Source organism: Eggerthella timonensis, assembly GCF_900184265.1.
Classification (GTDB): domain Bacteria; phylum Actinomycetota; class Coriobacteriia; order Coriobacteriales; family Eggerthellaceae; genus Eggerthella; species Eggerthella timonensis.
The window spans coordinates 3,024,817-3,050,092 of sequence record NZ_FXXA01000002.1; the positions used below are offsets into that span (position 1 = coordinate 3,024,817).

Genomic DNA, 25,276 nt, shown 5'->3' on the forward strand with positions numbered 1-25,276 from the left:
TTTCGTGTGAACCGGACGCTCTAGCGGCCCAAGCGCTCCTTGAGCCAACAGGGCATCGCCATGATAGCACGACCGACTTTGTACGTCGTGGATTCGAGGTACTCTTTACGAATTCCGCCGGTTTCGCGCGCATGCTCGATCACGTGCAGCCGAAACGAGAGCGCCTCGTCGCACGCGAGCTTGTCGGAACACGCCTCAAGCTGCGCCCCATCGAGCGATAGCGCGTCGAACGCGGCCCGATCGTAGCAGAAAGCGATGTGGTGCAGCAGCGCTCGCGAGAACGCTTCCGAACACTCCCCCGCATGTGCCCGCAGCCACGCTTCAAGCTCGTAAGCGCACTTGAAATGGCCGTACACATGCCGCATCTCCCGCTTCGACGTCATGGTCGAATCCGCACGGACGCGACGCACGTACAACGGCTCGTTCAAGAAAGCCGCACGCTGCGCGTGCGCGAGCATCACGCAGGTGAACAAGTTGTCTTCATGGACGATGCCCTCGTAGAACAGCTGGCCCGTTTCCTGGAGGAATTCCCGCCGGATGAACTGAAGCGCCGGCGAAACGCTGAACGAGTCGGTTTCGACGAAGCGGACCATCAACTCGCGGCCGGTCATGACGCCCTCGATGCTGCAGCGGTTCTCGTAGTCGTCTCGATAGCTGGCGCGCGCAGCGGCATCTTCGTATATCGTGCGGGCGGAGAAGAACAGATCGTCCAGGTCGTCGCGCTCGGCCCGCTCGAACAGCGTTTGCAACGTGCGATGCTCATAACGGTCGTCGGCGTCGAGGAATACGAGGTACGTACCCTTCGCCTCGGCGATTCCCTTGTTGCGTGCAGCGGATTGGCCCGCATTGGCTTGCGAGAGGAAGGAGAAACGCGCATCGTCGCCCACCGCACGTCGTGCAAGCTCGAGCGTGTCGTCAGTCGATCCATCGTCGATGCATATAGCCTCGAAGCTTTTCAGCGTTTGACCCTTCAGCGACGAGAGGCATTCTTCGATATAGGGCGCCACGTTGTACATGGGGACGATCACGGAAACGTCCGGCATTGCATCACCTTCCAAGATTAAGCAGAACCGCGTGTTCGCTACGGAATGATAGCAGTGGACTCCACGTCGAGCCCGCTCGGGTCTTCGCCGGCGTCGACGGCCGCCATGAGCGTCGCCCAGCCCTCGGGGTTCTCGTAGCAGAGCCACAGGCCGTTCTGCGATTCGTCGAAATCCCCGCTGCTCGGGCCGGTGCAGCTGTACATCGTCATATCGCCCGCCCCCTCGGAAAACGCCATGCCCAAAGAGACGACGTCCGACGTGTTCATGTCGGTTCCGACGCTTTGGGCGAGAGCGAGTACCGTACCGGGAAGTTCAGTCACCGGCTTCTCCAGCACCTTCTCGATGATGGCGGAGAGAATCTGACGGATATTGCTCTGGCGCTTTGCCTCCTGGTTGTCGCCGTATTCATGACGGGCGCGCGCAAATATCTGCGCCTGCTGACCGTCGAGCGTTTGCGTTCCCGGCATCAGCGAGACCGTCTCGCCCGTGAGCGCGTCCTTGTACGACAGCTCGATAGGCACATCGACCGTGATGCCGCCGAGCTTGTCGACGAGTTCTTGGAATTCCGAGAAGTGCACTTCGGCGTAATGGTTGATGGGCGTGCCCGTCACCGTGGAAACCGCCTTGATGGACGCTGCGGCTCCACCCAGGTTGTAAACCTCGTTGATCTTCACCAGACTTCCGTCGTCGAGCGTGTAGCGCATGTCGCGCGGGATGCTGACCAGCGTCACCTGCCGATTCGAAGCGTCGACCCGTGCGAGGATCATCACGTCCGAGCGCTGACTGTCGCCCGACTCATCAGCCCTGCTGGACGTCCCCGATCCCTCACGCGAATCCGAGCCTAATAAGAGCGCGTAGAACGGCTTGCCGGGCTCTGCAGGCGTCAGAACGCTCTCGACCGAAGCATCTTGCTCGGTGCCCAGGGAAAGCGCCCCATCGAGCTCGGCCGAGTACCACAGCGCGTACCCGCCCGTAGCGCACACGGCCACGAGCAGCACCGCAAGCGCGCACGCCCCGATACGCTTGAACAACCGCTTGCGCTTGCGCTTCTCGAGGTAGTCGGGATAGAGCTGTTGAGCGGTAGGACGAGATCCGGCAGCGGACCCGCTTGCGCCCCGAGAGCGCCCAGCCGAGCCGCGCGGCACGGAAACCTCCCGGGATCGGCGAGCAGGAGCCCCTCCCCGAGGAGCGGGGGCATGCGAACGCCGGCCCGGCACTGCCGAGTACCGAGGAGAATTCCTGGAGTAGTCCCGCTCCGCCAAACCTCAAGCCCTTCTTTGCCGCGTCGATACAAACGCAATCATGATACCACGCTGTCGAGAATATCCTAAAAACGTACGGAGGGGAACAAGGCCTCAGAGTTCCATCAAACGCTCGATTAAGTCCCTGTCGAGAAGCGGCTCTTGGTCGAAGTTTGGTTTGCCGAACTCGAGCTTCGGGAACACATACGTCGGCTCCGATATGCCGATGCTGATCAGTTTGGGCGCGCTGTCCGATAGCGCCAAGCCACTCAGCTTCGAAGGCTCGTTCACGGAAACCGCATCGATGCCGTAGGCATTCGCCAAAGCGGCAAAATCAGGAGAAGCGTATCCTTGCCCCTCGACGGTCTCCACAAACCTACCATCGAAGTACATTTCCTGGAAGTGCCTGATCATGCCTAACGCATGGTTGTCGAGCACGACGACGTTCACGGGGATGCCCTCGCGAGCGAGGAAGGCGAGCTCTTGGATGTTCATCTGCAAGCCGCCATCACCGGTCAGGCAAAGAACCGGTTTCCGCGTGGCATAATAAGCGCCTATAGCCGCCGGCAGAGCATACCCCATCGCCCCGTGCCCGGCGGAAAAAAGCATGCGCTGTCCGCGCTTCAGGGAAAACGATTGGGCGGCCCACACCTGGTTTTGCCCGACATCGGTCGTGATGAACCAGTCCTCCGGAACAAGCGTCGACAAATCTCCGACTATCTTGTTCGGCAATCTCGCATCGATCCCGTCCAGCTCTTCCTGAATCTCTCGGCATACGCCGTTCCATACGGAATAGTCGCCGCCAACCAGACAGTCAGCGACACCGCTGCCGAGAAACGCGCCGACATCCATGTTCACCTGCACCTCGTCGTCGTGCACGGGATACGAAAGCTCGCCTTCGTCGATATCCACTCTGACGAGCGCGGCATTCGGGACGAAATTCTCCCTCACGCCGCCCACTTGCCGAACGTCGCAGCGAGCACCGAGCACGAGCACGACATCCGCCTTCGCCACGATGAAGTTGGCTTGCCGATCGCCGTAAGCCCCCAAGAATCCGTGATACCCATCATAGTCGGGGCACATGTCGACAGACGGCATGGAGCTGACTGCCGGGATCCCCGTCCGAAGCAAGAAGTCGCGCAGAGCCTCCGCAGCCCCCGACGCACGCACGCCTTGCCCGAAGACCACGCAAGGACGCTTGGCTCGCTCCAAGATTTCTCGAGCCCTGGCCAGCTCTTCAAGCGGGACGGCCTTCTGCGGCTCGACGATCACCTTTTCGCATGGCGCATCGACCTCTCCTCTTTGCACGTCCATGGGAATATCCAGCAGCACCGGCCCCGGGCGCCCTTCTTGCGCGACTCTAAAAGCCGTTTCAAGCGCGCCCGGCAGTTGCTCCGCATGTTCGACCCTGAAGGCGGATTTAGTGACCGGCTTCGCCATCGCTACGATATCGGTCTCTTGGAAACCTCGCTGGCGAACCCCGTACGACCCTTTGCTTTCGCCGGTATTGACCTGCCCGGTGATCGCCACGAATGGAATCGAGTCGAAATACGCGTTGCACACCCCAGTGAGCAGGTTGGTCGCACCTGGCCCGCTCGTAGCGAACGCGACTCCGCATAAGCCGCTCGCTTGCGCGTAACCGCATGCCGCGAAAGCAGCTCCCTGCTCATGCAGGTTCACATGCGCTCGAACTCGGGATGAGGGCCTCTCGAAGGCATCCATGAGATGCGTGACCATACCACCCGGATACCCGAAAACATCGGCGATTCCCTGGGCTCCGATGAAGTCGACTATGTATTCGGCAGCTTTCATGCTGGAAACCTCACTTAAACGTCCAAAACTTATTGATCACGAAATTGAGCGGCACGGTTACGAGCAGATTGACGAGAGGAGCTACCCACGAGGACCATCCCCATATGCTCACTTCAAGGTACAAAAGGATCGTGGACAGCAGAAACGTGGCTCCGTAGGTTACATAGGATCGACCGAGCCTGAGCAGCTTGGCTCGCAGGCCGTCGTTCTCGCAGGCAAAGACAAAGCGGTTGCTCCAGTAGAACGCGTTGAGCACGCTTACGACCCATCCGACCACATTGCCGACGATATACAGATCCTGATTGAACAAGACGAACGCATAATAGATCGCCAGGTACACGATCGTGTTGCTGGCACCGACGATGCCGAACTTCAGAAACTGCAGCACATCGTTTTTGCTCACCATATGGCACCGCTTCGCCTTGTCGAAATAAACCGCATCATTCGAAGTTCAGTCTTTCCTGCTCGATGACCAACGGCCGATTCATGATGCGCGTGTTGATGTTCATGACGTACTCGCCCAACAGACCGACGAAGAACAGGAGCACCGATCCGAAAACCAACACCGCGAGCAGGCTGGGGATCGATCCTGCGGGAAACGTATCCCAGAAAAGCAGTTTCATCACGAGGTACAGCGCTGCGGCAAGAAGGCTCAGCACCGCCAAAGCGAAACCGGAAATAGTCGCCAACCTCATGCCCACCTTCGTGTACGACGTGAAGCTCAGCATAGCCGCATCATAGAGCGTGAAGAAATTGTTATGGCTCTTCCCTGCCCGACGTTTTTCCTGCTGATATTCGATTTCCTTCCGGTTGGAACCCAACTCCGCCACTATGCCCCTTAAAAACGGAGTGGGATCCCCAAGCTCTTTCAGCACCTTGATGAACGAACGGTCGTACAAGCCGAACCCGGTAAAATGCTCGATCTGCTCGACATCGCTCATCTTGCGTATCAGCTTGTAGTACACGTTCCTCAGCATCCGCACGATCGGGTTTTCCTTGCTCGATGCCTTCACGCCGCATACGATCTGATAGCCGTTCTCCCACTCGCGCACGAAAGCAGGCAGCAACTCAACCGGATCTTGAAAATCGCAGCACAACAGGATAGCGCAATCGCCCGAAGTTTGGCAAAGCCCGTAATACGGCGAATTGAACTGTCCGAAATTCTTGGCGTTCAGAATCGCCTTGATGCGCTTGTCGCCCTTGCAAAGCGATCTGAGCAGGTCCCTCGTGCCGTCCGTTGAACAATTGTCGATGAAGGTTATGTCGAAGTCGTAATCGGGCAATTCGGACTCGAAAACCTCGATCACGGCACGTGAGATGGGACCAACGTTTTCCGCTTCGTTGTAACAAGGAATGAGAACGCTGATCGTCTTGGGCATTACCTGTCTCCTCGCGTCTGACGCATCCATTGAATAGTCCGTTCGATGCCTTCTTCGAATTCCACCGTCGGCTCGAACCCGAAATCCTGCTGCATCGCCTGGGTGTTCGCGCATAAGCGCATCACTTGCCTGTCCGAATAGGGTACTTCCCCGATCCCGACAGGCAGGCTCTCGTCGATTCTGTCGCGCATGGTTTCCACGTACCAGGAAAGGGGCTTTGCGGTTCCGCTTCCCACGGTATACGTACGCCCCAAACGACCAGATCGCGCCATTCCCAGCAATGCGCGCGCCGCATCGTCGACGTAGAGATAATCCCACATCTGCTCGCATCCGGTCAACGAGGGTTTCTTGCCGTCGAGCAGCGATCCTATCACGTAGGAAACGAGCGTGCCTGCCCCGTCGCCAGGACCGTACACGCTCACTATGCGGGCCCATTCGTGGCGAATCCCAAGCTGGCTCGCGCGCAGTCTCGTAAGCTGGCCCGCGCACAGCTTAGCCTGCCCGTAGGCCGTCTCGGGAAACGCAGGCGTGTCCGAATCGAGGCAGCCGGTATCCACGCGACCCCATTCCGCCTGAGAGCCGGCTCCGACGAACACTTCGCAACCGAGCTCGGATGCTGTTTCCACGGCCGCCAACGAACTCGAAATATTCGAGCACTGGACACGGACGTCGTCTCTGCCGCGCGCCGTCGATCCGGCCCATCCAAGGTGGAAGAAGAACGAGCACTCGTCTTCGATCGAACTCGTCAAGGCGGGCAAATCCGAAAGGTCGACCGAGTGGATGAGCAGATTCCGGGCTTGATCCAATGCATCCAGCCTTTTGGTGCCGGGTCTCACGACCGCATGGACCCTATGCCCTTTTTCCAGCAGAAGCCGAACGAGGGCTCGGCCTATCATTCCCGTTGCCCCCGTTACGACTGCCGAGCCTTTCAATCTATCGGCTTCTCGCATCGACGTTACTCGACGGCCTTGCGGATGACGCTGGCCATGTAATCGATCTTCTCATCGGTCATGCCGGGGTAAACCCCCACCCAGAAGCTCTTCTCCATGATCGTGTCGGTGGCGGACAGGTCCCCAACGATCCTGTACCCTTCGCCGGTTTCGCGCATCTGGTCGAAGCAAGGGTGCTTGGTGAGGTTGCCCGCGAACAGGGCGCGCGTCTGGATGCCCGCGTCCTCGATGCGCTCGACGACCTCCTGCCTGTCCACTCCGTCTTTGCACGTGATCAAAAAGCCGAACCAGCTCGGATCGGAATTCGGAGCCGGCTCGGGGAGGACGATCCTGTCCTCAAGCCCCTCCAACGCGTTCAGGAGGCGCGCGTGGTTGTGCTTGCGCTTCTCCACGAAACCGGGGAATTTCTCAAGCTGCGCGCAGCCGACCGCTGCCTGCATGTCGCTTGCTTTGAGGTTGTAGCCGAAATGAGAGTACGTGTATTTATGATCGTAGCCCTTCGGAAGCAAGCCGTATTGCCCGTCGAAACGGTGTCCGCAGCAGTTGTCTTTGCCACTCGGGCAAATGCAGTCGCGCCCCCAATCGCGGAACGACCGGATGAGCTTGTGAAGCTTGGAGCTGCGGGTGTACACGGCACCGCCCTCGCCCATGGTCATATGATGAGGAGGATAGAAGCTCGACGTGCCGATGTCCCCTACGGTTCCCGTGAAATACGTCGTCCCGTCAAGGGTGTACCGGGAGCCGAGGGCGTCGCAGTTGTCCTCCACCAGCCACAGCTCATGCTCGTCGCAAAACGCCTTGACGGCGGAAAGATCGAACGGGTTGCCGAGCGTGTGCGCCACCATGATGGCCTTTGTCTTGTCGGACAGGGCCGCCTGCAGCTGGTCGACATCGATATTGTATTGAGGAATGGTCACGTCCACGAACACCGGGACGGCCCCGTATTGGATGATGGGGGTAACCGTGGTGGGGAACCCGCAGGCGACCGTGATGACCTCGTCCCCGCGCCCGATCGCCCGGCTTCCGAGCTCCGGGGACGTAAGCGCCATGAAGGCCAGGAGGTTCGCGCTGCTGCCGGAATTGACGAGCGACACGTACGGGACGTGGAGGTACTCGCCGAACTCGGATTCGAACTTGTCCGTGTAACGTCCTGAAGTGAGCCAGAATTCCAGCGACGAATCGACCAGGTTGATCATCTCAGCGCTGTCGTAGACGCGGGAGGCGTAGGAGATCCTGTCGCCCGGCGAAAACGGCCGCTCTTGGTTGTGGAACAGGTTGCAGTATTCTTCGACCTGCTCGAGGATCGCGTTGCGCGCTTCTTTTTCGTTCATGCCTTCGAACATTTACATGCCTTTCATATAGTCGTCGATCTGCCGGTCGACGACGCCCCTCAGGTCGTCTCCCGCCTGCCACGCCTTCGTCCATTCCACGGTCTTCTCCACCGCGTCCTCGATATGCCACCGAGGGACCCAGCCGAACGCGTTCTTGAGCTTTCCGCTGTCCAGCTTCAAGAAGCTCGCCTCGTGCGGGCCGCCGTCGGATTCGACGCGCCAGCGGGCGCCTTCGCCCCATTTGGAGCAGAAGAGCTTCACCAGCGAGCCGGTATCGACGCAATCGCACTCGTCGGGCCCGACGTTGTAGCACCCCGCCAACGAAGCGTCCTTAGCCTGCTCTTGGGCGATCACCAGATACGCGAAGAGGGGCTCCAGCACATGCTGGTAAGGACGCGTCGAATCGGGGTTGCGGACGACGATGGTGCGCCCCGATATGACGGATCGCACGCAATCGCAGATGATCCTGTCGTTGGAGAAGTCGCCGCCGCCGATGACGTTGCCGGCGCGTGCCGTCGAAACCGCCACCCCCGCTTCTCGCAAGAAGCTCTTATCGTAGCTGTGCGTCACCAGCTCCGAGCACGATTTGGAGTTCGAATAGGGGTCGTACCCGTCGAGAGGGTCTTCCTCCCGATAGGCGACGCTTTCGTCCTCCCTGTTCAGGTAGACTTTATCGGTGGTGACGTTCAAAAACGAGACGACCGAGCCGCTGGTGCGCACGCATTCGCAGACGTTGACCGTACCCATCACGTTCGTCTCATACGTGTACACGGGCTGCTTGTACCCGTCGCGCACGATAGGCTGAGCCGCAAGATGCAGCACCACTTCGGGCTCGAAACGATCGAACGCCTCCTTCACCGCTTCTCCGTCGCGGATGTCGGCGATGGTCGTGTTCGAGCATTCGGAAAGCTGGAGCAGCTCGTACAGGGAGGGATCGGTGTGCGGAACGAGCCCGAACCCGGAAACCTCCGCTCCGAGATTCTGGAGGATGCAGCACAGCCATGAGCCTTTGAAGCCCGTGATCCCGGTGACCAGAACGCGGCGACCTTTGAAGTACGAATAGTCCATCGCCGTCACCAGACTTTCCAGGGAGCGTTCCCTTGCGCCCAAAGCTCCTCGAGCTGCTCTTTCTCGCGCTGGGTATCCATGCACTTCCAGAAGCCGTCGTGCAAATACGCGTCCAGCTGGCCCTCTTCCGCCAGGCGGTTCAGGGGACTCTGCTCGAACACGGTGGAGTCGCCTTCGATGTAATCGAACACGGCAGGCTCCAACACCATGTACCCGCCGTTGATGACGCCCCCATCGTCGACGCGCTTCTCCCGGAACTCGTTGATGGCCCCGTCGTCGCTCACGTCGAGCACGCCGAAACGCTGGGACACACTGACCGCGGTTAATGTTGCTAGCCTTCCATTGCTCTTATGGAAGGCTAGCAACATGTTGATATCAACATCCGAAACCCCGTCGCCGTACGTCAAGAAGAATGGCTCGTCGCCGATGTAGGGGGCGATGCGCTTCACGCGCCCGCCCGTCATCGTGTTGAGGCCCGTATCCACCACCGTCACGCGCCAAGGCTCCGAAACGTTGTTGTGAACGGTCATCTCCCCGCTGTTTTCGAAGTCGAACGTGACGTCGCTTCTGTGCAGGTAGTAGTTGGCGAAGTATTCTTTGATTATGTGCTGCTTGTACCCGGCGCATATCACGAAATCGTTCACGCCATAGGCGCGGAACGTCTTCATGATATGCCACAAGATGGGCTGCCCGCCGATTTCGATCATCGGCTTCGGACGCAGATGGCTCTCCTCGGAGATGCGCGTCCCAAAACCACCGGCAAGAATTACTGCTTTCATCCTGAATCCCACTTCCCTTAATCGGCAGAAAAAATCAAGCTAACTTTACTGTTATCACGCCTTCGATCACTTTAGTGCTCCCGTCCGCTGGAAACACAGGCATGTTTCGATATTCGTCCGTCAGCTCGATCCTGTCCTTAGTAGCTCCATCGGCCAGATTGAAGGTGTAGCCCATATAGTTTGATACGAACGAATTCCAGTAGTAGTCCGTGCGAAACGCGAACATCCGAGACGGAATTCCCAAAATGGGATCTAACCCGACGAAAATGTCCGTTTTGACATATCCAGGATCGGTTCTCTTTCCGATACCCAAACCCATTATCGCAACCTGCGAAGAAGAATCGTATCCTTCGGTCGAAGTAATGTCCTCTATCATCCCCGAAGAGATCGAATAAGCTTGATCGTAAGACACTTTCATACGAGTGTAGCCCTGATTGTCCAAAACATACCAGTTGAACACCATGCACAGGGCGATAAGAACCACTGCCCACTGCGCGCAAACGCCGAAACGGTTCGAGGTCTGCCTACTTGTTCGAGAATGCGAGCCGCTGATGGAGGCGAGCTTGTCCTGGGCCCTTTTTTCCAAAACCATATCGACGAGCAATATCAGGAAGACGGGGCACATTGCGAGAGGGTAAGCCATGATGAAATATTGACTGGCCCCGAACGAGAGAACGACGACGATATTCGCCGCAAGAGGGAACAACGCAACAAAAAGGACCAGCAGGCAAAGCGACATCGGTTTTCTGTAGATACGGGAGCTTATCGCCAAAGCTATGATAAGCAGCACGACGGCTACGGTCGCAACGCGATAAACAAGGACGAATCGCATGTCGCCGGTGCCGAGGAAATCAAACCAGACGCTTGAGAAGAACTGGGCATAGGCGGAGCCTATTGACGAAACGAGCGTCGAGAGACTCAGAGCACCGCCAGACAAGGTATCGGAAATGCCCCTGTACTCGCTCAGCGAGGCACCCGAAACACCTATTACAATCTGCAAAACAACGTAATAGACGACGACGGCGACTATCAAAAACAATACGTACTTCAGAGCACGCAAAAGAATGGTTCGAGAATCGTCTCGCCCGAAAAGAAGGTCTTTGATGCACACGAGCAGCAGGGCAGCAGCCGCAAATCCAATGTAGGCTTGATAGATTCCCAAAGACAAGGTGAGGAGAACGATGCCGATCGCAAAGCCGTATTTGAACTTCAACAACACATAGACCGAAAGGATGGACAAGAGCACGGCAAAGAGGAAGATATCCTCGCTATTATAGGCGCAAATAACCATCACTGAAGGGAAGGTTATCAATGCCGCTCCGACAAGACCGGCATGTACCGAGCGTTTGATCCCGAGGACGTCCACAAGCAAAGCTGCAGATAGTGCGCAAAATGCTATAGCGAGGGGTATGGTGATGGAGCCGACGTTGATTATCCCATGGACGTAATCGAGCACAGAGTAAAACCATTTGCCCTGGGTCAACGCAAACCCCGAACCGAATTTGATAGTTGCCGAATCCCAATTCATCAGCATTCCGGTCATGGCGTTCAGATGCGTTGCAAAACCCAGCACAAGCGCCGTCGAGAACGCAACGAGCATCTGCGTCGTGACGCGCTTGCGAATCGCAGAAATAACGTCGTCGACACTCATACTCGTCCCCAAACACTCATAGCAAAACACCACTCCCTCATGTCATTGAAGGTCGGCGACCTTCACGGCGCTCGATTTTCATCCGCGAGAAACCCGATCTTTGCAAAAACTACTTTAAAGCTTCATTTATTGCTCCGGTTAAAGGCAGGCATTTACAGACGACCATTGCCATGCCTACTCCTGCCCCTTGCAAGGATCTTCCATAAACAAAGAGCGACAAACCACAGTAAAGACAGCACAGCAGAAAAACATGCGCCAACGGCAACGATATCCACAACGAACCACACGCCGGCCACGCGCTGAAGTCCAACGCTTATCAGCGCAATCAAAATCAAAATCCTGAGCGACAAAATAGCACGATGGGCTGATTTGTCGAAAAGAACGCGTTTGAGTTCTCGCGTGATTACGAATGCAACAGAAGGGCGATGCTTGTTCCTAGACCTATCTTGAAATAGGCAGCTCTCAAGCAACCGTATCTCTTTATTTCTTGATCGGCTTTCCTTGCTCACACGTTTGGAATAAGGATCGAATTCCGTCTTCCACATGTAAGCGCGATCCCGCGCAAGATCGACCACGGCACTTCTGTGATGCCGATCAGAGTCTTCAACTTTCCCAATAGGGCATTTCACCATTACTCTGTCAATATACGCAGGAGATATCCCTTTGCGTGCCATCCGAAGGAATATGGGATAGTCAACAAGATACTTATAGGGCCAATCGAGCACTCCTGCCTTCTCGATGAACGATTTGTGAAAGCAAGTGGCTCCGACAGATATGGGAAAACCGCGAGCTAGCGAGTCATAAAGCAATTCGGAATCTTCGTTTTGTAGTGCCGATCTCATACATCCATCGGGAATAGTCCGCAATATAGTATTCATATCCTCAGATCGCATTTCAGCCAACCCAGAGACGAGCAGCGGCTGCCAGCTGCGGTATGCAAACATAGTTATGTATTCGCTCACCACAGATCGTCGAGCAAGCATTTCATCAGCATTGATGATTATAAAGAACTCACCCTCCGCCTCATCGAGTGCAAGGCGCAGACTGTCGATCATCCCTATAGCCGTTTCAGGAGCAGTAAAAACTGCACGCTCAATCCTGTCGCGCGGCCGCGATTCTAACGTCTTTTCGACATATTCCCGAGAAATTCCTTTTGAACCATCATCGGAAACGATGATTTCCAAACGCGGGTAGTCTTGGACGAATACAGAGTGGAGCGCCCTCGATATCGTCGATCGAGAGTCATGGCTCAGAACGATAATGCTAACTAGTTTTTCATCTCTAAAAGACATGGCCTACTCGCCCCTTTTACCAAGCCTAAAGAGAATGGCAGCCTTGTTTTTGCAGTCCTCGTTCACAGCGTCGACAGCAAACGCACCAATGCGTTCACCGTTCGCACTTTCGTATGACCCGATTTCCTTCTTAAAGAGATTGCAATACATACGCGTGTCGAAAGGTTGACCATCGACTAACGAATTCGAGCCAGTTACGCAGAAGCCCTTTTTTTCCAAGGTCGTCTGAAGCGCATCGAATACAGAGCCATCGAGCTCAACAACATTAACGCCATCGCAATAACTGCACCTTCGCAATTCTTCAGCATGACGCGAATTGTGAGCTACTAGCCTCCATGCATGAAATCGTTCTGACGACGATAGAGAATCTAGCGGTTCACCCCCAAAGAAAACTTCAAAGGGACTTGGAATGCACACGGTATATTCGACATGTTTGGAGACTTCGCTAATCCTGAACTTCGGAAGAAGCTCGACACGTTTACCAGAAGGTTCAGGATAAAATACGATATCAGGCGATATGTCCGAGAGGTCGTACTCGCTCGACTGGATCACGTCCCAATCGTCTTTTCGGAATGCAAGACCGCCATCTCTTCCCGCCTCACCAAAGGCAACCAGATCAACATGGCAATTCTCAAGCTTGGCAAAGTATTCATATATTGCTCGGAAGGTAAACTGTGCAGAAGAATCCCAAGCGAAAATGGACACTCTTAATGGGGAGGTATTCTCAGTCACAACGCCCATGAGAGACGAAAGTCTCGTACGTATCTGGTCTTCCGGCCCCATTAGAACGTCGGAAACCCCCTGCAACACGCTAAGATACTCCCATTCGCTTCTCACAGCACTCCACGTACTATTAGTAGTTAGGTGCGACGAAGCCAAAGACCTTTGCCTTTTTACCTCCTTCGACAACCGTGAACCTTGCAATACGCCTTCAATGCAATCTGCTTCCAAAATAGCGCGAATCAGGCCACACGCTTGTTTAGATCGAGAATAATTCACCGGCCCACCTTTAACAATTGTTTCGAAGCTTCTTAACAGAAGAAGCAGCTACTCTTACCACAAGCACTACGAAAGTAGTAACGAAAGCAATACTGAATACAGAAAAATAGAACCATTCGAACATCAATTCAGATGATTGAATCAAACACAATCCCAAAACCGTCAGAGCCATATAGAGAAGATCTTCTTTTATTTTTGAAACTTGAGAGAAACTTGATGCTTTCCTTTTTGCTACAGTACCCAATTTCGTACCGCGAGAAGGAAGACTGGATTTCTTCGAAAACTCTATTCGTCTCACGATAGGTTTTTCGTTTTCCGACATGCTCGCTTCCCCCACCTCCTGAACGACGAATTCAAGAAGCGAAGACGAATGCGCGAATTCCTCTCCGGGCATCAGCGTCACCCTATGTTCTGTTGCAGCTACTTGGCTCAATTGCGTTAAACAATTCTCGAAGCCATTCTCACAATAAGGAACTAACCGTATTCTTCGAATACTCGGCGACGAGACAAACCGTTTCTCGACGACATCAATAACCCATTCGGTCAAATCATACGGATACCCAATGACCATTTCGTAATTCAAACAATTCTGCCTTAACGCAGAGTCTACAGATCTGCGAGATTCCTTGCGCTTGTCCAATACGAGAAGAACGGAGACACGGTGCCTCAATGAGAGACACAATGCTTGATTGCGATCATGAAACAGAGTTGCCCTCGAATAGGTCTTCAAAGAAAGCATCTCTTTAATAGGCTCAATTTCCGCGGAAAAGACTTTCTCAAGATCATCTCTATACGAAATGTAATGTTGAGGCCATTCACTGCTTGCAGAATGCGATATACCACCATGTCGATGCTTCAAAGTAATTCTGTCTAAGTAATATATCCGACCACCCATCGCAAGCCAGCGAACATGAGCAGACCAGTCTTCGACAACGGTATATTGATTTGACAATTTACCAAGTTTTTCAAAGTAGCTTCTTCTGAACGCAGAACCCGGCCCAGCCAAAACACAATTGCACGATACCGCTTCCAATAAACTTTGCATATCTCCGTTCTTGAGCATCTCTTGGACGGAAGTCGACAGAAAGAGTTTTTCGACTTCCTGAAGATGCTCATCGCACATTTCGATTTGCGAAGTAATAAATTCAGCTTCGGGACCCAATTCTTCGAATCGTTCTACAAACGATGAAAAGACCGAAGGATCATGCCAGCAGTCATCGGCAGCAATCAGCAGCTCTATTTCACCTTCCGCTCCAGCTCGAACATGTTCTAGATGCGCGACAGTTCCTAGATTGCATTCGTTTTTACGCACAACCACTCGCTCGATGTTCGAACGCTTGCGCTTCTCTATGTAAGTGAGGATGCATTCGGAGTCAAACTCTTCAGAACAATCATCGCTCACAATAAGCTCAATACGAGAATAGTCTTGATCGAGAATAGAATCGAGCGTCTCGTAAATAACATCGCCGTTTTCATAATGAAGCACTATCGCCGTCACTAAAACATCGGCACCCTCGGTCATACCCTCCCCAATCATCGTATAAAACGCAATGCTTATGCGGTCAGTCGGAAAAACCTATCGTTAGTCAAAGAAAGCTCAAATTCGTCCATTTGAGCTTGAGGATTATATTCCCTGCTTTTCACGCAAAACCCGATACGTATATAGATGATAAGCGCTGCAATATTGTCCACCGATACCCTTGCCTGGATACTCACGAGCTGAAGGACCTCGAAAGCAAATCGCATACTTGCCTCGGTCGCTCGGAAACCAATCCCCTTGCCTTTCGCGCTCCCTACCATCAAGCGACCGAATTCAGCCGCTCCTTCATGGATGTCGTAGAAAGCAACAGAACCGACCAGTTCAGAATCAGCGCAGATCGCAAAGGTCAGCGTGGCGGGGTCTCGCATCTCGGCAGCAAACCACGCCTCCTGAGCTTCTGACGTAATGAAGGGAATTTTCCGTATGTATTGGCTGTTTTCGGCATCGTTTCTCCATAGCCGCAAACTCTCGATGTCGCCGTGTTGAAGAGGGCGCAGGAGGATGCCCTTGTGTTCTATCTCGTAATGGTGTTCCATACCGCCCTCACTAAAACTCGTTGACGCGCTGAATGACTTCGGAGATCTGTTCGTTCGTCATTCCGACGAACAGGGGCAGGCTGAGCACGCCGGCGGCAAGCGAACGCGCCAATTCGGTGGCGCCCAGGTTTTCTTCCGAATACGCTTCTTGGTCGGCCACCGTTATGGGATAGTGGCAGTTCGTGCCTATCTCGCAGGCTTGCAGATGCTCTTTCAAGGCATCGCGCTCTCCGCATTGGACGGCAAATATATGCCAAACGTGGTTGCGGTTCTCGCCAAGTTTCGGCAATTTGATCTTCGGGTTGGCGATCTCCGTCAAATAGCGGTTGGCGATAGCCTGTCGTGCGGCTATATGCTCACCGAGATGAGCCAGCTTGACGCGCAAAAAGGCAGCTTGGATTTCGTCGAGCCGGCTATTGACGCCTTTTTCGACATGATGGTACTTCTGTCTGCTGCCGTAATTGGACAGCTCCCGAACGCGAGCGGCAACGCCCTCGTCGTTCGTGACGATCGCTCCTCCATCCCCCAAAGCCCCGAGGTTTTTCCCCGGATAGAACGAAAAACAACCTACATCTCCAAACGTTCCGACATGCTGTCCGGAATAGCGGGCACCGTGAGCTTGCGCGCAGTCTTCTACCACGTAGATGCCGAGTGCGCCAGCTTCTCTCGCGATTGCTTCGATATCCGCCGCCTGTCCGTAAAGATGCACGGGGATAACCGCTTTTGTGCGTTCGCTCACCGCATCTAAAAACGTTTCGACCGTCATATTGCAGGTATCGGGGTCAGGATCGACCAAAACGATCTCGGCCCCCACCGCGCTGACCGCGAGAGCAGTGGCTATGAACGTATTGGCGGGAAGGATCACCTCGTCCCCCGGTCCGACGCGAAGCGCTCTGAGGGCGAGTGCGAGAGCATCCAAACCCGAAGCGACGCCTACCGCGTAGTTCGCCCCGCAGTATGCGGAGAACTCGTGCTCGAACGCATCGCACTCCGAAGATCGAATGAACTCCCCTTTGTCGTACACGCGCAAGAAAGCTTCGGTCATTTCGTCGCGAAGCTCCGCATGCATCGGAGCCAACGTTGCAAACGGTATCGCCATATCGTCATTCACCTTCGCCTTCGAAATAGAGTTTCGCCTTTTTCAGGAAAGCATCGTGGTCCCTCTCGTAATCCGAAGTATCGTAATGCCGCGAAGCCAGCACGAGCAACACCGCCTGATCCGAGAAGTCGAACATCTCCCTCCAAACCATAGGCCCGATATGAAGGGCCTTCTTCGGATCGTCGAGCAGAACCACTTCGGATCCCTCATCGTCCTCGATGAAAATGCGAACCGAGCCGTTCACGCAAATAAGAGCTTGATCCAGGTCTTTATGGGAATGGAAACCGCGTCGTATGCCGTCGCCCACGTCGAATATGTAATAGACGCGCGTCACAGGGAAGGGTATCGTATCGCTCTCCTCGATTGCGACAAGGGAACCATAGCTATCACTCCAACACGGAAGATCCAACATGGCGGTATTCTTGACCATTTCCCACTCTTTTCATACTCGGAAGTACTGGACTGAATGGTTAGTTTACCATTAGTCAACATTCTTGTGCTCGCAATGGACGCTCCTATTCCGCAAAGCCGGCCTCTTTATCCAGCCGGAGGAGCGCGCCCGATCAACCCAGGTGCGCGAACGACACATCGCATCGGCTGTGATACCATTAGTTGTCGCCCAAGAGAGGACCAATCGTAAAGAGAGCTACGTTTGGAGCAGGACCGAATATGATCAAGCTGCATAGAAGTACCGGCACCGGTTTCGTTTCGATTGAAACGAAACGCGGCCAGCTCGCCGAGCACAAAGGGACCCCCGTCAAAGTAAGCGTGATCATCCCGGTATACAATGCCGAAAAGCTGCTTGACGACACTGTTTCCAGTATAAGGGAGCAGACGCTCAAGGATATCGAGATCATCTGCGTAGACGACGCTTCGAGCGACGCTTCCCTGTCGAAGCTGATCCAATACGCTAAAGAAGATTCCCGCGTGACGGTGCTGAGCAACTCGACCAACTCCGGGACGGGCACCACCTTGAATATCGGTCTCGAAGCGGCCAACGGCGCCTACGTTCAATACGTCGGCAACGACGACATGCTTGTGCCCGATGCCCTTGAGTATCTGTACGGGTTCTGCGAGTCGAACCAAGTTGATTTTTGCCAATATGCCATAGAGGCGCTGAACGACGATCCCCGCTCTCCTTTTCTCGTGGAGAGAACGCAAGTCAAAGAGCAATATCACGCCGTCGCGCACGACTACCCCATTCTTCCCGGCACGGATATCCTGACGCTCTCGACCCAGCGCGGGGAATACCGCATGTCCAACGGCCCGCAGTTCGTACGGAAATCTTTGCTGGATACGAACGGCATCCGAAATCTCGAGGGGCTGCACCATGAGGACATGTATTACACCTATCGCGTCCTGCTTTCGGCGAAAAGATCCACGATCTTGGCAAGACCTCTATACATCTACCGGATTCGACCAGGATCGCTCGAATCCACCAAAGGCGAACGGCTGAAAAACGCCGAGGAGTTCACCGCCCTGTTATTGTCTGCCGCCGAGATGGCCGAAGCAACGCCGGAAGATCTGTTCAACGCAAACGATTTCCAGCCGGTTGTTTCCAGCGAGATCGAGCAGTATTACCGGATTGCGGCGCAGCGCTACGCATCCCTCTCTCCTGAGGAGCGATCGAAAATCGATCGACCCGATAGCAAAATCGCTTCGGGTATTCTCTGCGTGATCGAATGCTATGCCGCAGCTGAAGAGCATGTTCGAATCGAAAAACGCGAGAACGAACGGCTCCGAAGAAAGCTCGATGACATCACCGACTCCTACTCGTACAAACTCGGTCACGTTCTTTTAGCGGGCCCCTACCGTTTGAAAAAGACCTTGAAAACGATTTTTGGAAGCTAGCCATGCAATCATCAAACGATTCTCTAACTCATTCGAACCCTCTTTACACCGTCAGCGTCATCGTGCCGGCATACAACAGCGAGGACAATATCGCCAAAAGCATCGAGAGCCTGCAGCACCAGACGCTCGGGCCCGACAAGTTGGAGATCGTCCTCGTCAACGACGGGTCGTCGGATGGAACGTCGGCCATTTGTCACGAATACGCCGGGAAGGCAAGCAACATCGTCGTCATCGACAAGGAGAACGGCGGGGTCGGAAGCGCCCGAAACGCCGGGATCGATGCAGCCCACGGTAAATACATCGCCTTTCTAGACAGCGACGACACGCTGCTCCCCAACACCCTCGAAGCAGCGGCGTCGTTTTTCGACGCGCATTACGACGAGATCGATGCCGTATCCTATCCCATGCGCCTACACAATGCCAAACGCGAATGGTCGCACGTACGCGAAGAGGTCATGACGCATACGGGCATCTACGACCTGGCCAAGCTCCAGTACGCGTTCGCTCTCATCACCAATGTCAACGTCGTGGTGAAAAACGACGAATCGCTCCCCCGCTTCCGCGAAGACCTGGCTGTCCACGAAGACGAATTATTTTTCCTGACCATACTGCTTCGCAAGCAGAAGGTCGGATTCTGCAAAGAGGGCGCGTATCGTTACCAGCAGCTTCCCGGAAGCGCCATCGGCACTAAAATGCACCCCTTCTACCAATTCGAAAAAAACATCGGGTTTTGGGAAGAACTGTTCGCCGCGTATCCCGGAAAAGCCCCGCTGTACTTGCAGGCGTCGTTTCTCAACGAAGTCAACTGGAAAATAAAGCAGGACGTACTGTTCCCGTACCACTACGCTCCCGACGATTTCCATCGGTCGATGCAGCGCATAGCGGCCCTTATGGATCGGGTCGACGACGACGTCATCTTCACCGCGCCCCGCTCGAGCGAGTTCCTCAACCACTACTTTTTGACGTTGAAGCCCAGTGCGAACATCGCTTGCGCCGTAAGCGAGCAAGGAGTCGTGCTACGCAACGGCGATCGTCTTCTCCTGTGCAGGCGCAATACAGTCGTCGAACTCGTGCGCACAAGAGTCGACGGCGATACGTTCAAACTCAAAGGAGCCATCAAATCCGTAGCTTTCGGTTACTGCGGAAAACCGACGCTGACCGCAACGATCGATGGCAACAGAAGGCTAGAGATCCCTCTGCACCCGTCTTCTTTAAGCCGCCATATGGCCCGCATCGAAACGAGCGTTTTCTGGGGGTTCGATATCGACGTGCCACTCGATAGCTGTTCTCGCATATCGTTTACCGTGCGAATCGACGGATACGACCTCCCCTCACTCGTAAAGCTCTCTGCAAGGGCCTCGGGTAACACCAACAACGGAATCGACGCTTTCTCGACCGAGGACTATCTCGTTTCCCTAAACCAGATGAACAGCGCGATCGAGATAAAGCGCCATCCCTCATGGTTGGCGAAACAGAAAGCCTGGCTGAGCAATTCTTTCGGCGTTGCGCGCCGCAATCCCAAAGGATTCGCCGTTCGCTCGGCGTTGAAGATGCGACGCAAACCGAAGCAGCCCACATGGCTTTACTATGATCGAACCGGGGTCGGAGGCGACAATGCATACTTCCAGTTCTTGCACGATTTCGAAAAGCAAGACGGAATCCTTCGCTTCTACGTCACCGACGAGGACGATGCGACACTCGACGAAATGTTCGAAAAGCGGCATAAAAGCTCGATGATTCGATTCAGCTCGACCGAGCACAAATTCTTGCACTTGCAAGCCGACAGGATCGTCGCAAGCTACATCGAGCGTCCCAACTGGTGCCCATTTCAGCAAAAGGCGCTCAACGCATTGGCAGACATGATCCGCTATGATTTGGTATACCTACAGCATGGCGTTCTGCACGCACATATGCCGTGGAAGTACTCCGCCGACCGCCTCCTCATGGATTACGAGGTTGTTTCGACACCGTACGAAACGAAGATCCTGACCGATACGTACGGATTCCTGCCCGAACAGCTCCTGACGAGCGGGATGCCGCGCTACGACCGTATCGATGCCGGCCAAGCAAGCAAGCGCAAAATCCTGTTTGCCCCTTCTTGGCGCAAGTACTTGGTAACCGAATCGTCGGATCTCAAATTCGGAAGACGAGAGCGAGCGCTTCTCGAATCCTCGTTTTGGCGCGAAACGAAGGCGTTTCTCGCCGATCCGCGTCTTAGCAAGCTCCTCGAAGAGCATGAGTACGAACTCGATATCAAGCTCCACCCCATATTCAAGGTATACAACCCCGAGTTCGAACGGTTTTGCAGCAAGCGCATCCATTTGGTCAATGAAGTCTCGGAAGGCGATTACCGCGTCTTCGTCACCGACTATTCCTCCTGGGTGTTCGATTTCGTCTACCTCAAGAGAGCGGTGGTCTACTTCCTTCCCGACGAAGTCGAATTCAAGGCTGGATTGAACGGCTATCGCGAACTCGACCTCCCTCTGGAGGAGGGGTTCGGACCGCTCTCCCGCACTGGGACGGATCTGCTCGACGCCGTAGCCAGCATCGTCGAGAACGAAGGAAGACCGGCCGCGCCGTATCGGCAGCGCATGGAGGGGTTCTTCTTCCACTACGACAATAACCAGCGCGAGCGCCTCTACGACGAGCTCATGAGGACGTGGGAGGAGCGGAAAGGCAGATGAGCACGATACGCACCTTGGACAAGCGGATGCTCATCGTCTCGTTCGTCGCATCCGCGCTCATAGCCGCGGCGCTTGCCCTCGGCATGCATTACCAAGGGCTCGAAACGTATCCGCTCTTGGCGGACCTACCGCATCGAAAGGTCCTCTTCCTCGCTTTGATGGCAGGGGTTTTCGTCGTGTCGGGCATCGCCCTCTACCAAGCAGGAACACGTGGCCCGAAGCTCCTTCACGCTTGGAGCCGAAGAAACTCGCTTCCAGCTATCTCGCTTACGTTTTGCCGCAAAGACGTTTTCGTCGCCGCCGCGATCATAGTGGCGTTGTGGCTTCCGTGGATCATCGTCGAATACCCGGCAAGCATCGATTGGGACACCTACAACCAGCTCTATCAGTTCTTCATGCCGTCGCCTACGTACTACAGCACCATGGACACCGTCTTCGATGCCGAATACATCGACCATCACCCCGTGTTCGATACGCTCGTGTTCGGGTCGTTCGTATGGCTTGGAGACGTCGTCGGGTCCCAGAACGCAGGCATGTTCCTTTATTCGTTGGCACAATGCGCGCTCACCGCGGCAGCCCTTGCGCTCAGCTGCTGCTATCTTGAGAAGCTTCGCGCGCCAAAGCCTTTAAGGCTCGCCTTGCTCGCATTCGCGGCGCTGTTCCCTCCCATACCCAACTGGGCTATGTGCATGTGCAAGGATTCGCTGTTCTCGGCAGTATTCGTATTGTATTTCATAGCCTTCATCGAAGTTGCGAGAACGAAGGGTTCCGCGCTGAAGTCCAAACGCTTCCTGATCGGCTACGTCGCGCTTGCAGGATTGTGCATCCTGACGAAAAAGCCCGGGGTGTACATTGTGGCCCTTTCCGGGCTGACGATCCTCATCGCTTACCGGCATTTCTGGAAGCATGCGCTCGCAGCGTTCGTGGCCCCGATTCTTCTCTTCTCGCTCGCCTTTCCTGCTATCGTGTATCCATTGATAGGCGGCGTGGCCAGCGGTGGCAAGCAGGAGATGCTCGGAACGTTTTTCCAGCAGACGACCACCTACCTCCTCCAGCATGACGACGCATCCGCAGATGAATTGGAGGCGATCGGCAAAGTCATGGACATCGATGCCGCGAAAGAGAAATGGAAGCCCGAGATCAGCGACCCTGCGAAAAACAGCTTTCGATCGGATGCTTCGCTCTCGGATATGGTGTGCTATTTCAAAGCTTGGGCTGTGCAAGGAGCGCGCCACCCGAATTCCTATTTCGAAGCGACCTGCCGCACTAGCATCCAGGGGCTCTCCCCCGTCGCCGTCATTGGCTGGCACACCACGTGCAACCCAGGCAAAAGCGCTCTGGAGATGTTCAGCGATGCTTCCGATAAGCTGACGTTCCACAAGCCGGACATGCTCAACTCCGCGTCCTCGAAAATCGAGCGGGTATACAAAAAGCTGCTGGGGTCGGTACCTATCCTTAACTGGGTTTTCACGCAAGGATTTTACGGTGGCTGGCTCCCGTTGATCTGCATCGCGCTCGCACTCTACCGCGGGAAGGGGCACGTTCTCCCGTTCATGCCCTTATTGGGTTCTTGGGTGTTCCTGATCATGACCCCGACGGTCGCCGACAGATACGTGCTGCCTTTCGTCCTTGCCGCACCGCTGCTGATCGGCCTGGCGTGTCATGCGCTTACCGAAAAGCGGCCGCGTGACGCTCGATGAAGTCGGCGATGCGTTTCGCCGTGCCCGGCTCGCACCCGTCGAAGGTGGAACCGACGAAACGGTCGAACTCGCTCTGAGGATAGGCCGCGCGATCGCTTGCCGTATCCCGGAGAAAGCTGGCAAGCCTTTCTCGATCAAGGAAGGCGATCGAGGGTGCAAGCTCGCACGGATCGGCGTTCAGGCCGGGGGATAAACGGTAGCTCTCGATGTCGGGGACATAGAAGGCGACCGGTTTCCCAAGAACGTAGGCTTCGTACACGATCGACGAATAATCGGTGACGACGCAATCCGCTTCGAGCAAAGCCTTCGAAACGCTCAGGGCGGCGCCATTGCCCGATTCGAGAGGATGAAACGACCAAACCACCTCGACATCTGCACCGACAGAAGAATCGTCCCAAACCTCTCGAAGCTCTTTGAAGGGATGGGGCGATGCCTCTCTTTTGCGCAACGTAGGCGCAAAAAGCACCCGGAAAGGTCGACCGTCCTCAAGCCGGCGAGCCACTTCCATCGCCTTTCGCTTTTGGAGCAGATCATCGTACTCCGGCAGAGCGAGGGCCACGATGCGATCGATCGGATACGAAAACGCCTCGCCGAACGCCTTCCTGTTCTGCTCGCCCGTGCAGACGACCCACGAGTAGTTCCGATGGATGCCGAACGACTGGGCGATACGGGTCGGATGGCCTTCCGGAGTGTCCAAGCTTTGGAAACCGAACTTCTTGAACGCGCCGAATGCGTGCCATAGCTGGACGATTATCGGAAGACACGGAAACTCCTCGTGTAACGGCTGCGAGGCGGCAGACCCTCCATCGAAGCCGCCTGCATGCTCGCAGTCGAAATCGAGCAGGCCCACGACCGGATCGTATCGATCGAGCACGCATACCCTGCATCGCGCAAGATGGTACACCTCGCGAACGACATGAAGCGAATATGGGACTGTCGCGCGCTTGGAAAGACGCTTCGTCAGGTAGAGAACCTGCCATCCGCGGCGCTCGAACTCATCGCCCAACGCCTTGAAATTGTAGCCCGGTTCGTCCACCTGCCGCGAAAGGAACAGCACCTCGTCACGCCGAGAGCATACGCAGCATACACGGTACAAAGCCTTGAAAATCCAGCGAGCGAGGGAAGCGAATGCGCCTTTCACAGCCTCACTCCCCCAGAACCGCTTCGATGATGCGCTCGGTGGCATGGCCGTCGCAGGCGCTCATGAACCGGTCTCTGAAAGCGGCTACCGCCGATTTGTCGAATCGATCCTCGATCGAGGAGATATATTCGACCATGTTGTCATTGTTATCGAAAACAGGACCAGGCGTCAGCTCATCGAAGTCGTAATAGAAGCCGCGCCAATCGTCGTATTCGTCTTTATCGAACGCGAAGAAAACGATAGGGCGCTCGAAGAGGGAGTATTCGAACACGAGCGAAGAGTAGTCGGAAATACAGATGTCGGCAACGCTCAACAAGGCGTCGATGGGAAGCTCGTCGGAAACATCGAAAGCGAACCTGCGGCTTTCTTCCGGCACGACCGGCCTGTTTTTCACGAACGGATGATGTTTGATCAGCAGCACGTATTCGCCTTCGAGCGCCCTTTGGAAGCGCGCGATGTCCAATGCATCCGGCCCTTTCGCGCTGTTCACCCTGCCCCTGAACGTAGGAGCATACAGAAGAACCTTTTTTTCCGCAACCGCCGGAACGACTCGTTCGACACGGGCCCGAGCCGTGGAAAGAAAATCATCGTCGAAGAACACGTCCGTCCTGCTTACCCCGAGCGGCTTGATGATGTCCTTCCGATCCTCGAGATCCATCGCCTCCGCATACGCCCAAACAACCTCCGGGCTGCTCACCGTCACAAGAGCGAGGTTTTCATAGAACGGATGCCTGCGCTTCTGGTCGCCCGAGCCGCCGAACTTCAAATCAGCCGTGCTCATACCCCATTTCTTGAAAGCACCGCAAGCATGCCATAGCTGCACGACCTTCGTCTCGTTTCGCAATGCGATACAGCTGAGCACATCGGACGCATCGTTCAGGAAAACCACCTTCGCAGTCGCCGCCTTCCTGAGCATGTCCGCGCAGTTGAGACAGTATCGAGCGTACGAATCTCGTTTTTGATGCAGCGAGACGAACTCCACCTCATATCCGAGAGCATTATCGAGGCGCTCGTACAGCACTTTGAAACTGTCGGGCAGCCGATCTTCTTTCGCCTCGACGAACAGGATCTTGCCTTTTTCGATCGGGGCGGCACAAGCCTTTTCATAGACGCGCGGCAACCATGCGCCTAGCACGATATCTTTGATTTTCCATTTGGTCGTATTTACGATATCGCTCAA

At 55.2% G+C, this 25,276-nt stretch carries 21 protein-coding genes; 3 read left to right on the top strand and 18 right to left on the bottom strand.

Annotated elements, in window-relative coordinates:
• Positions 1-20: 20 nt before the first annotated feature.
• From C1A15_RS12720 to C1A15_RS12790, 16 genes are all read right to left on the bottom strand, one after another.
• Complete coding sequence (locus tag C1A15_RS12720) at positions 21-1,043, bottom strand: glycosyltransferase (RefSeq protein ID WP_101722918.1); 1,023 nt, start codon at positions 1,041-1,043, stop codon at positions 21-23.
• A 38-nt stretch (positions 1,044-1,081) separates the two neighbouring features.
• On the bottom strand, positions 1,082-2,074 hold the full coding sequence (locus C1A15_RS12725) for an LCP family protein (protein WP_245865023.1): 993 nt from the start codon (positions 2,072-2,074) through the stop codon (positions 1,082-1,084).
• Positions 2,075-2,398: 324 nt separating this feature from the next.
• Positions 2,399-4,096, bottom strand: a complete 1,698-nt coding sequence (locus C1A15_RS12730) for a thiamine pyrophosphate-binding protein (protein ID WP_101722920.1) — start codon at positions 4,094-4,096, stop codon at positions 2,399-2,401.
• A 10-nt stretch (positions 4,097-4,106) separates the two neighbouring features.
• Positions 4,107-4,502: a GtrA family protein gene (locus C1A15_RS12735; RefSeq protein ID WP_101722921.1), complete on the bottom strand. Its 396-nt coding sequence runs from the start codon at positions 4,500-4,502 to the stop codon at positions 4,107-4,109.
• 34 nt (positions 4,503-4,536) lie between these two features.
• Positions 4,537-5,475 carry a glycosyltransferase family 2 protein gene (locus C1A15_RS12740; protein ID WP_101722922.1) on the bottom strand — a complete coding sequence of 313 codons (939 nt, stop codon included), beginning with the start codon at positions 5,473-5,475 and terminating at the stop codon, positions 4,537-4,539.
• Positions 5,475-6,425, bottom strand: coding sequence for an NAD-dependent epimerase/dehydratase family protein (locus C1A15_RS12745; protein WP_101722923.1), 951 nt, complete (start codon positions 6,423-6,425; stop codon positions 5,475-5,477). Before C1A15_RS12745 ends, C1A15_RS12740 begins: the two co-directional genes overlap by 1 nt.
• Positions 6,426-6,430: 5 nt before the next feature.
• A complete protein-coding gene (rfbH, locus tag C1A15_RS12750) occupies positions 6,431-7,768 on the bottom strand; it encodes a lipopolysaccharide biosynthesis protein RfbH (protein ID WP_180953095.1) in 1,338 nt (445 codons plus the stop codon).
• Complete coding sequence (rfbG, locus tag C1A15_RS12755) at positions 7,769-8,866, bottom strand: CDP-glucose 4,6-dehydratase (RefSeq protein WP_219618195.1); 1,098 nt, start codon at positions 8,864-8,866, stop codon at positions 7,769-7,771.
• Entirely contained in the window at positions 8,830-9,603 is a 774-nt protein-coding gene (gene rfbF / locus C1A15_RS12760) for a glucose-1-phosphate cytidylyltransferase (RefSeq protein ID WP_101722924.1), read from the bottom strand. The genes rfbG and rfbF overlap by 37 nt, the downstream gene beginning before the upstream one ends.
• A 34-nt stretch (positions 9,604-9,637) precedes the next feature.
• Positions 9,638-11,254: a glucosyltransferase domain-containing protein gene (locus tag C1A15_RS12765; RefSeq protein WP_101722925.1), complete on the bottom strand. Its 1,617-nt coding sequence runs from the start codon at positions 11,252-11,254 to the stop codon at positions 9,638-9,640.
• 152 nt (positions 11,255-11,406) lie between these two features.
• The gene (locus C1A15_RS12770; RefSeq protein WP_101722926.1) at positions 11,407-12,546 is read right to left on the bottom strand and encodes a glycosyltransferase; all 1,140 of its coding nucleotides are present in this window, start codon (positions 12,544-12,546) and stop codon (positions 11,407-11,409) included.
• 3 nt (positions 12,547-12,549) lie between these two features.
• Positions 12,550-13,383: a hypothetical protein gene (locus C1A15_RS16865; RefSeq protein WP_146001858.1), complete on the bottom strand. Its 834-nt coding sequence runs from the start codon at positions 13,381-13,383 to the stop codon at positions 12,550-12,552.
• Positions 13,384-13,555: 172 nt separating this feature from the next.
• Positions 13,556-15,067 carry a glycosyltransferase gene (locus C1A15_RS12775; RefSeq protein WP_180953096.1) on the bottom strand — a complete coding sequence of 504 codons (1,512 nt, stop codon included), beginning with the start codon at positions 15,065-15,067 and terminating at the stop codon, positions 13,556-13,558.
• A gap of 32 nt (positions 15,068-15,099) precedes the next feature.
• Positions 15,100-15,621: a GNAT family N-acetyltransferase gene (locus C1A15_RS12780; protein WP_101722928.1), complete on the bottom strand. Its 522-nt coding sequence runs from the start codon at positions 15,619-15,621 to the stop codon at positions 15,100-15,102.
• Between the two features lie 10 nt (positions 15,622-15,631).
• Positions 15,632-16,720: a DegT/DnrJ/EryC1/StrS family aminotransferase gene (locus C1A15_RS12785; protein WP_101722929.1), complete on the bottom strand. Its 1,089-nt coding sequence runs from the start codon at positions 16,718-16,720 to the stop codon at positions 15,632-15,634.
• A gap of 4 nt (positions 16,721-16,724) precedes the next feature.
• The gene (locus C1A15_RS12790) at positions 16,725-17,150 is read right to left on the bottom strand and encodes a sugar 3,4-ketoisomerase (protein WP_101722930.1); all 426 of its coding nucleotides are present in this window, start codon (positions 17,148-17,150) and stop codon (positions 16,725-16,727) included.
• Positions 17,151-17,389: 239 nt separating this feature from the next.
• Between C1A15_RS12790 and C1A15_RS12795 the strand changes: the two genes are divergently transcribed.
• The 3 genes from C1A15_RS12795 to C1A15_RS12805 are packed head-to-tail and all read left to right on the top strand — an operon-like array spanning position 17,390 to position 22,955.
• Positions 17,390-18,571 (top strand): glycosyltransferase, encoded by a 1,182-nt coding sequence (locus C1A15_RS12795; protein ID WP_101722931.1) that lies wholly within the window; start codon positions 17,390-17,392, stop codon positions 18,569-18,571.
• 2 nt (positions 18,572-18,573) lie between these two features.
• Positions 18,574-21,255: a bifunctional glycosyltransferase/CDP-glycerol:glycerophosphate glycerophosphotransferase gene (locus C1A15_RS12800; protein ID WP_101722932.1), complete on the top strand. Its 2,682-nt coding sequence runs from the start codon at positions 18,574-18,576 to the stop codon at positions 21,253-21,255.
• A complete protein-coding gene (locus C1A15_RS12805) occupies positions 21,252-22,955 on the top strand; it encodes a DUF6020 family protein (protein WP_101722933.1) in 1,704 nt (567 codons plus the stop codon). The genes C1A15_RS12800 and C1A15_RS12805 overlap by 4 nt, the downstream gene beginning before the upstream one ends.
• Here the strand turns inward: C1A15_RS12805 and C1A15_RS12810 are convergent.
• Positions 22,924-24,096: a CDP-glycerol glycerophosphotransferase family protein gene (locus C1A15_RS12810; RefSeq protein WP_180953097.1), complete on the bottom strand. Its 1,173-nt coding sequence runs from the start codon at positions 24,094-24,096 to the stop codon at positions 22,924-22,926. The genes C1A15_RS12805 and C1A15_RS12810 overlap by 32 nt on opposite strands.
• Positions 24,097-24,100: 4 nt before the next feature.
• On the bottom strand, positions 24,101-25,276 hold the full coding sequence (locus C1A15_RS12815) for a CDP-glycerol glycerophosphotransferase family protein (RefSeq protein WP_180953098.1): 1,176 nt from the start codon (positions 25,274-25,276) through the stop codon (positions 24,101-24,103).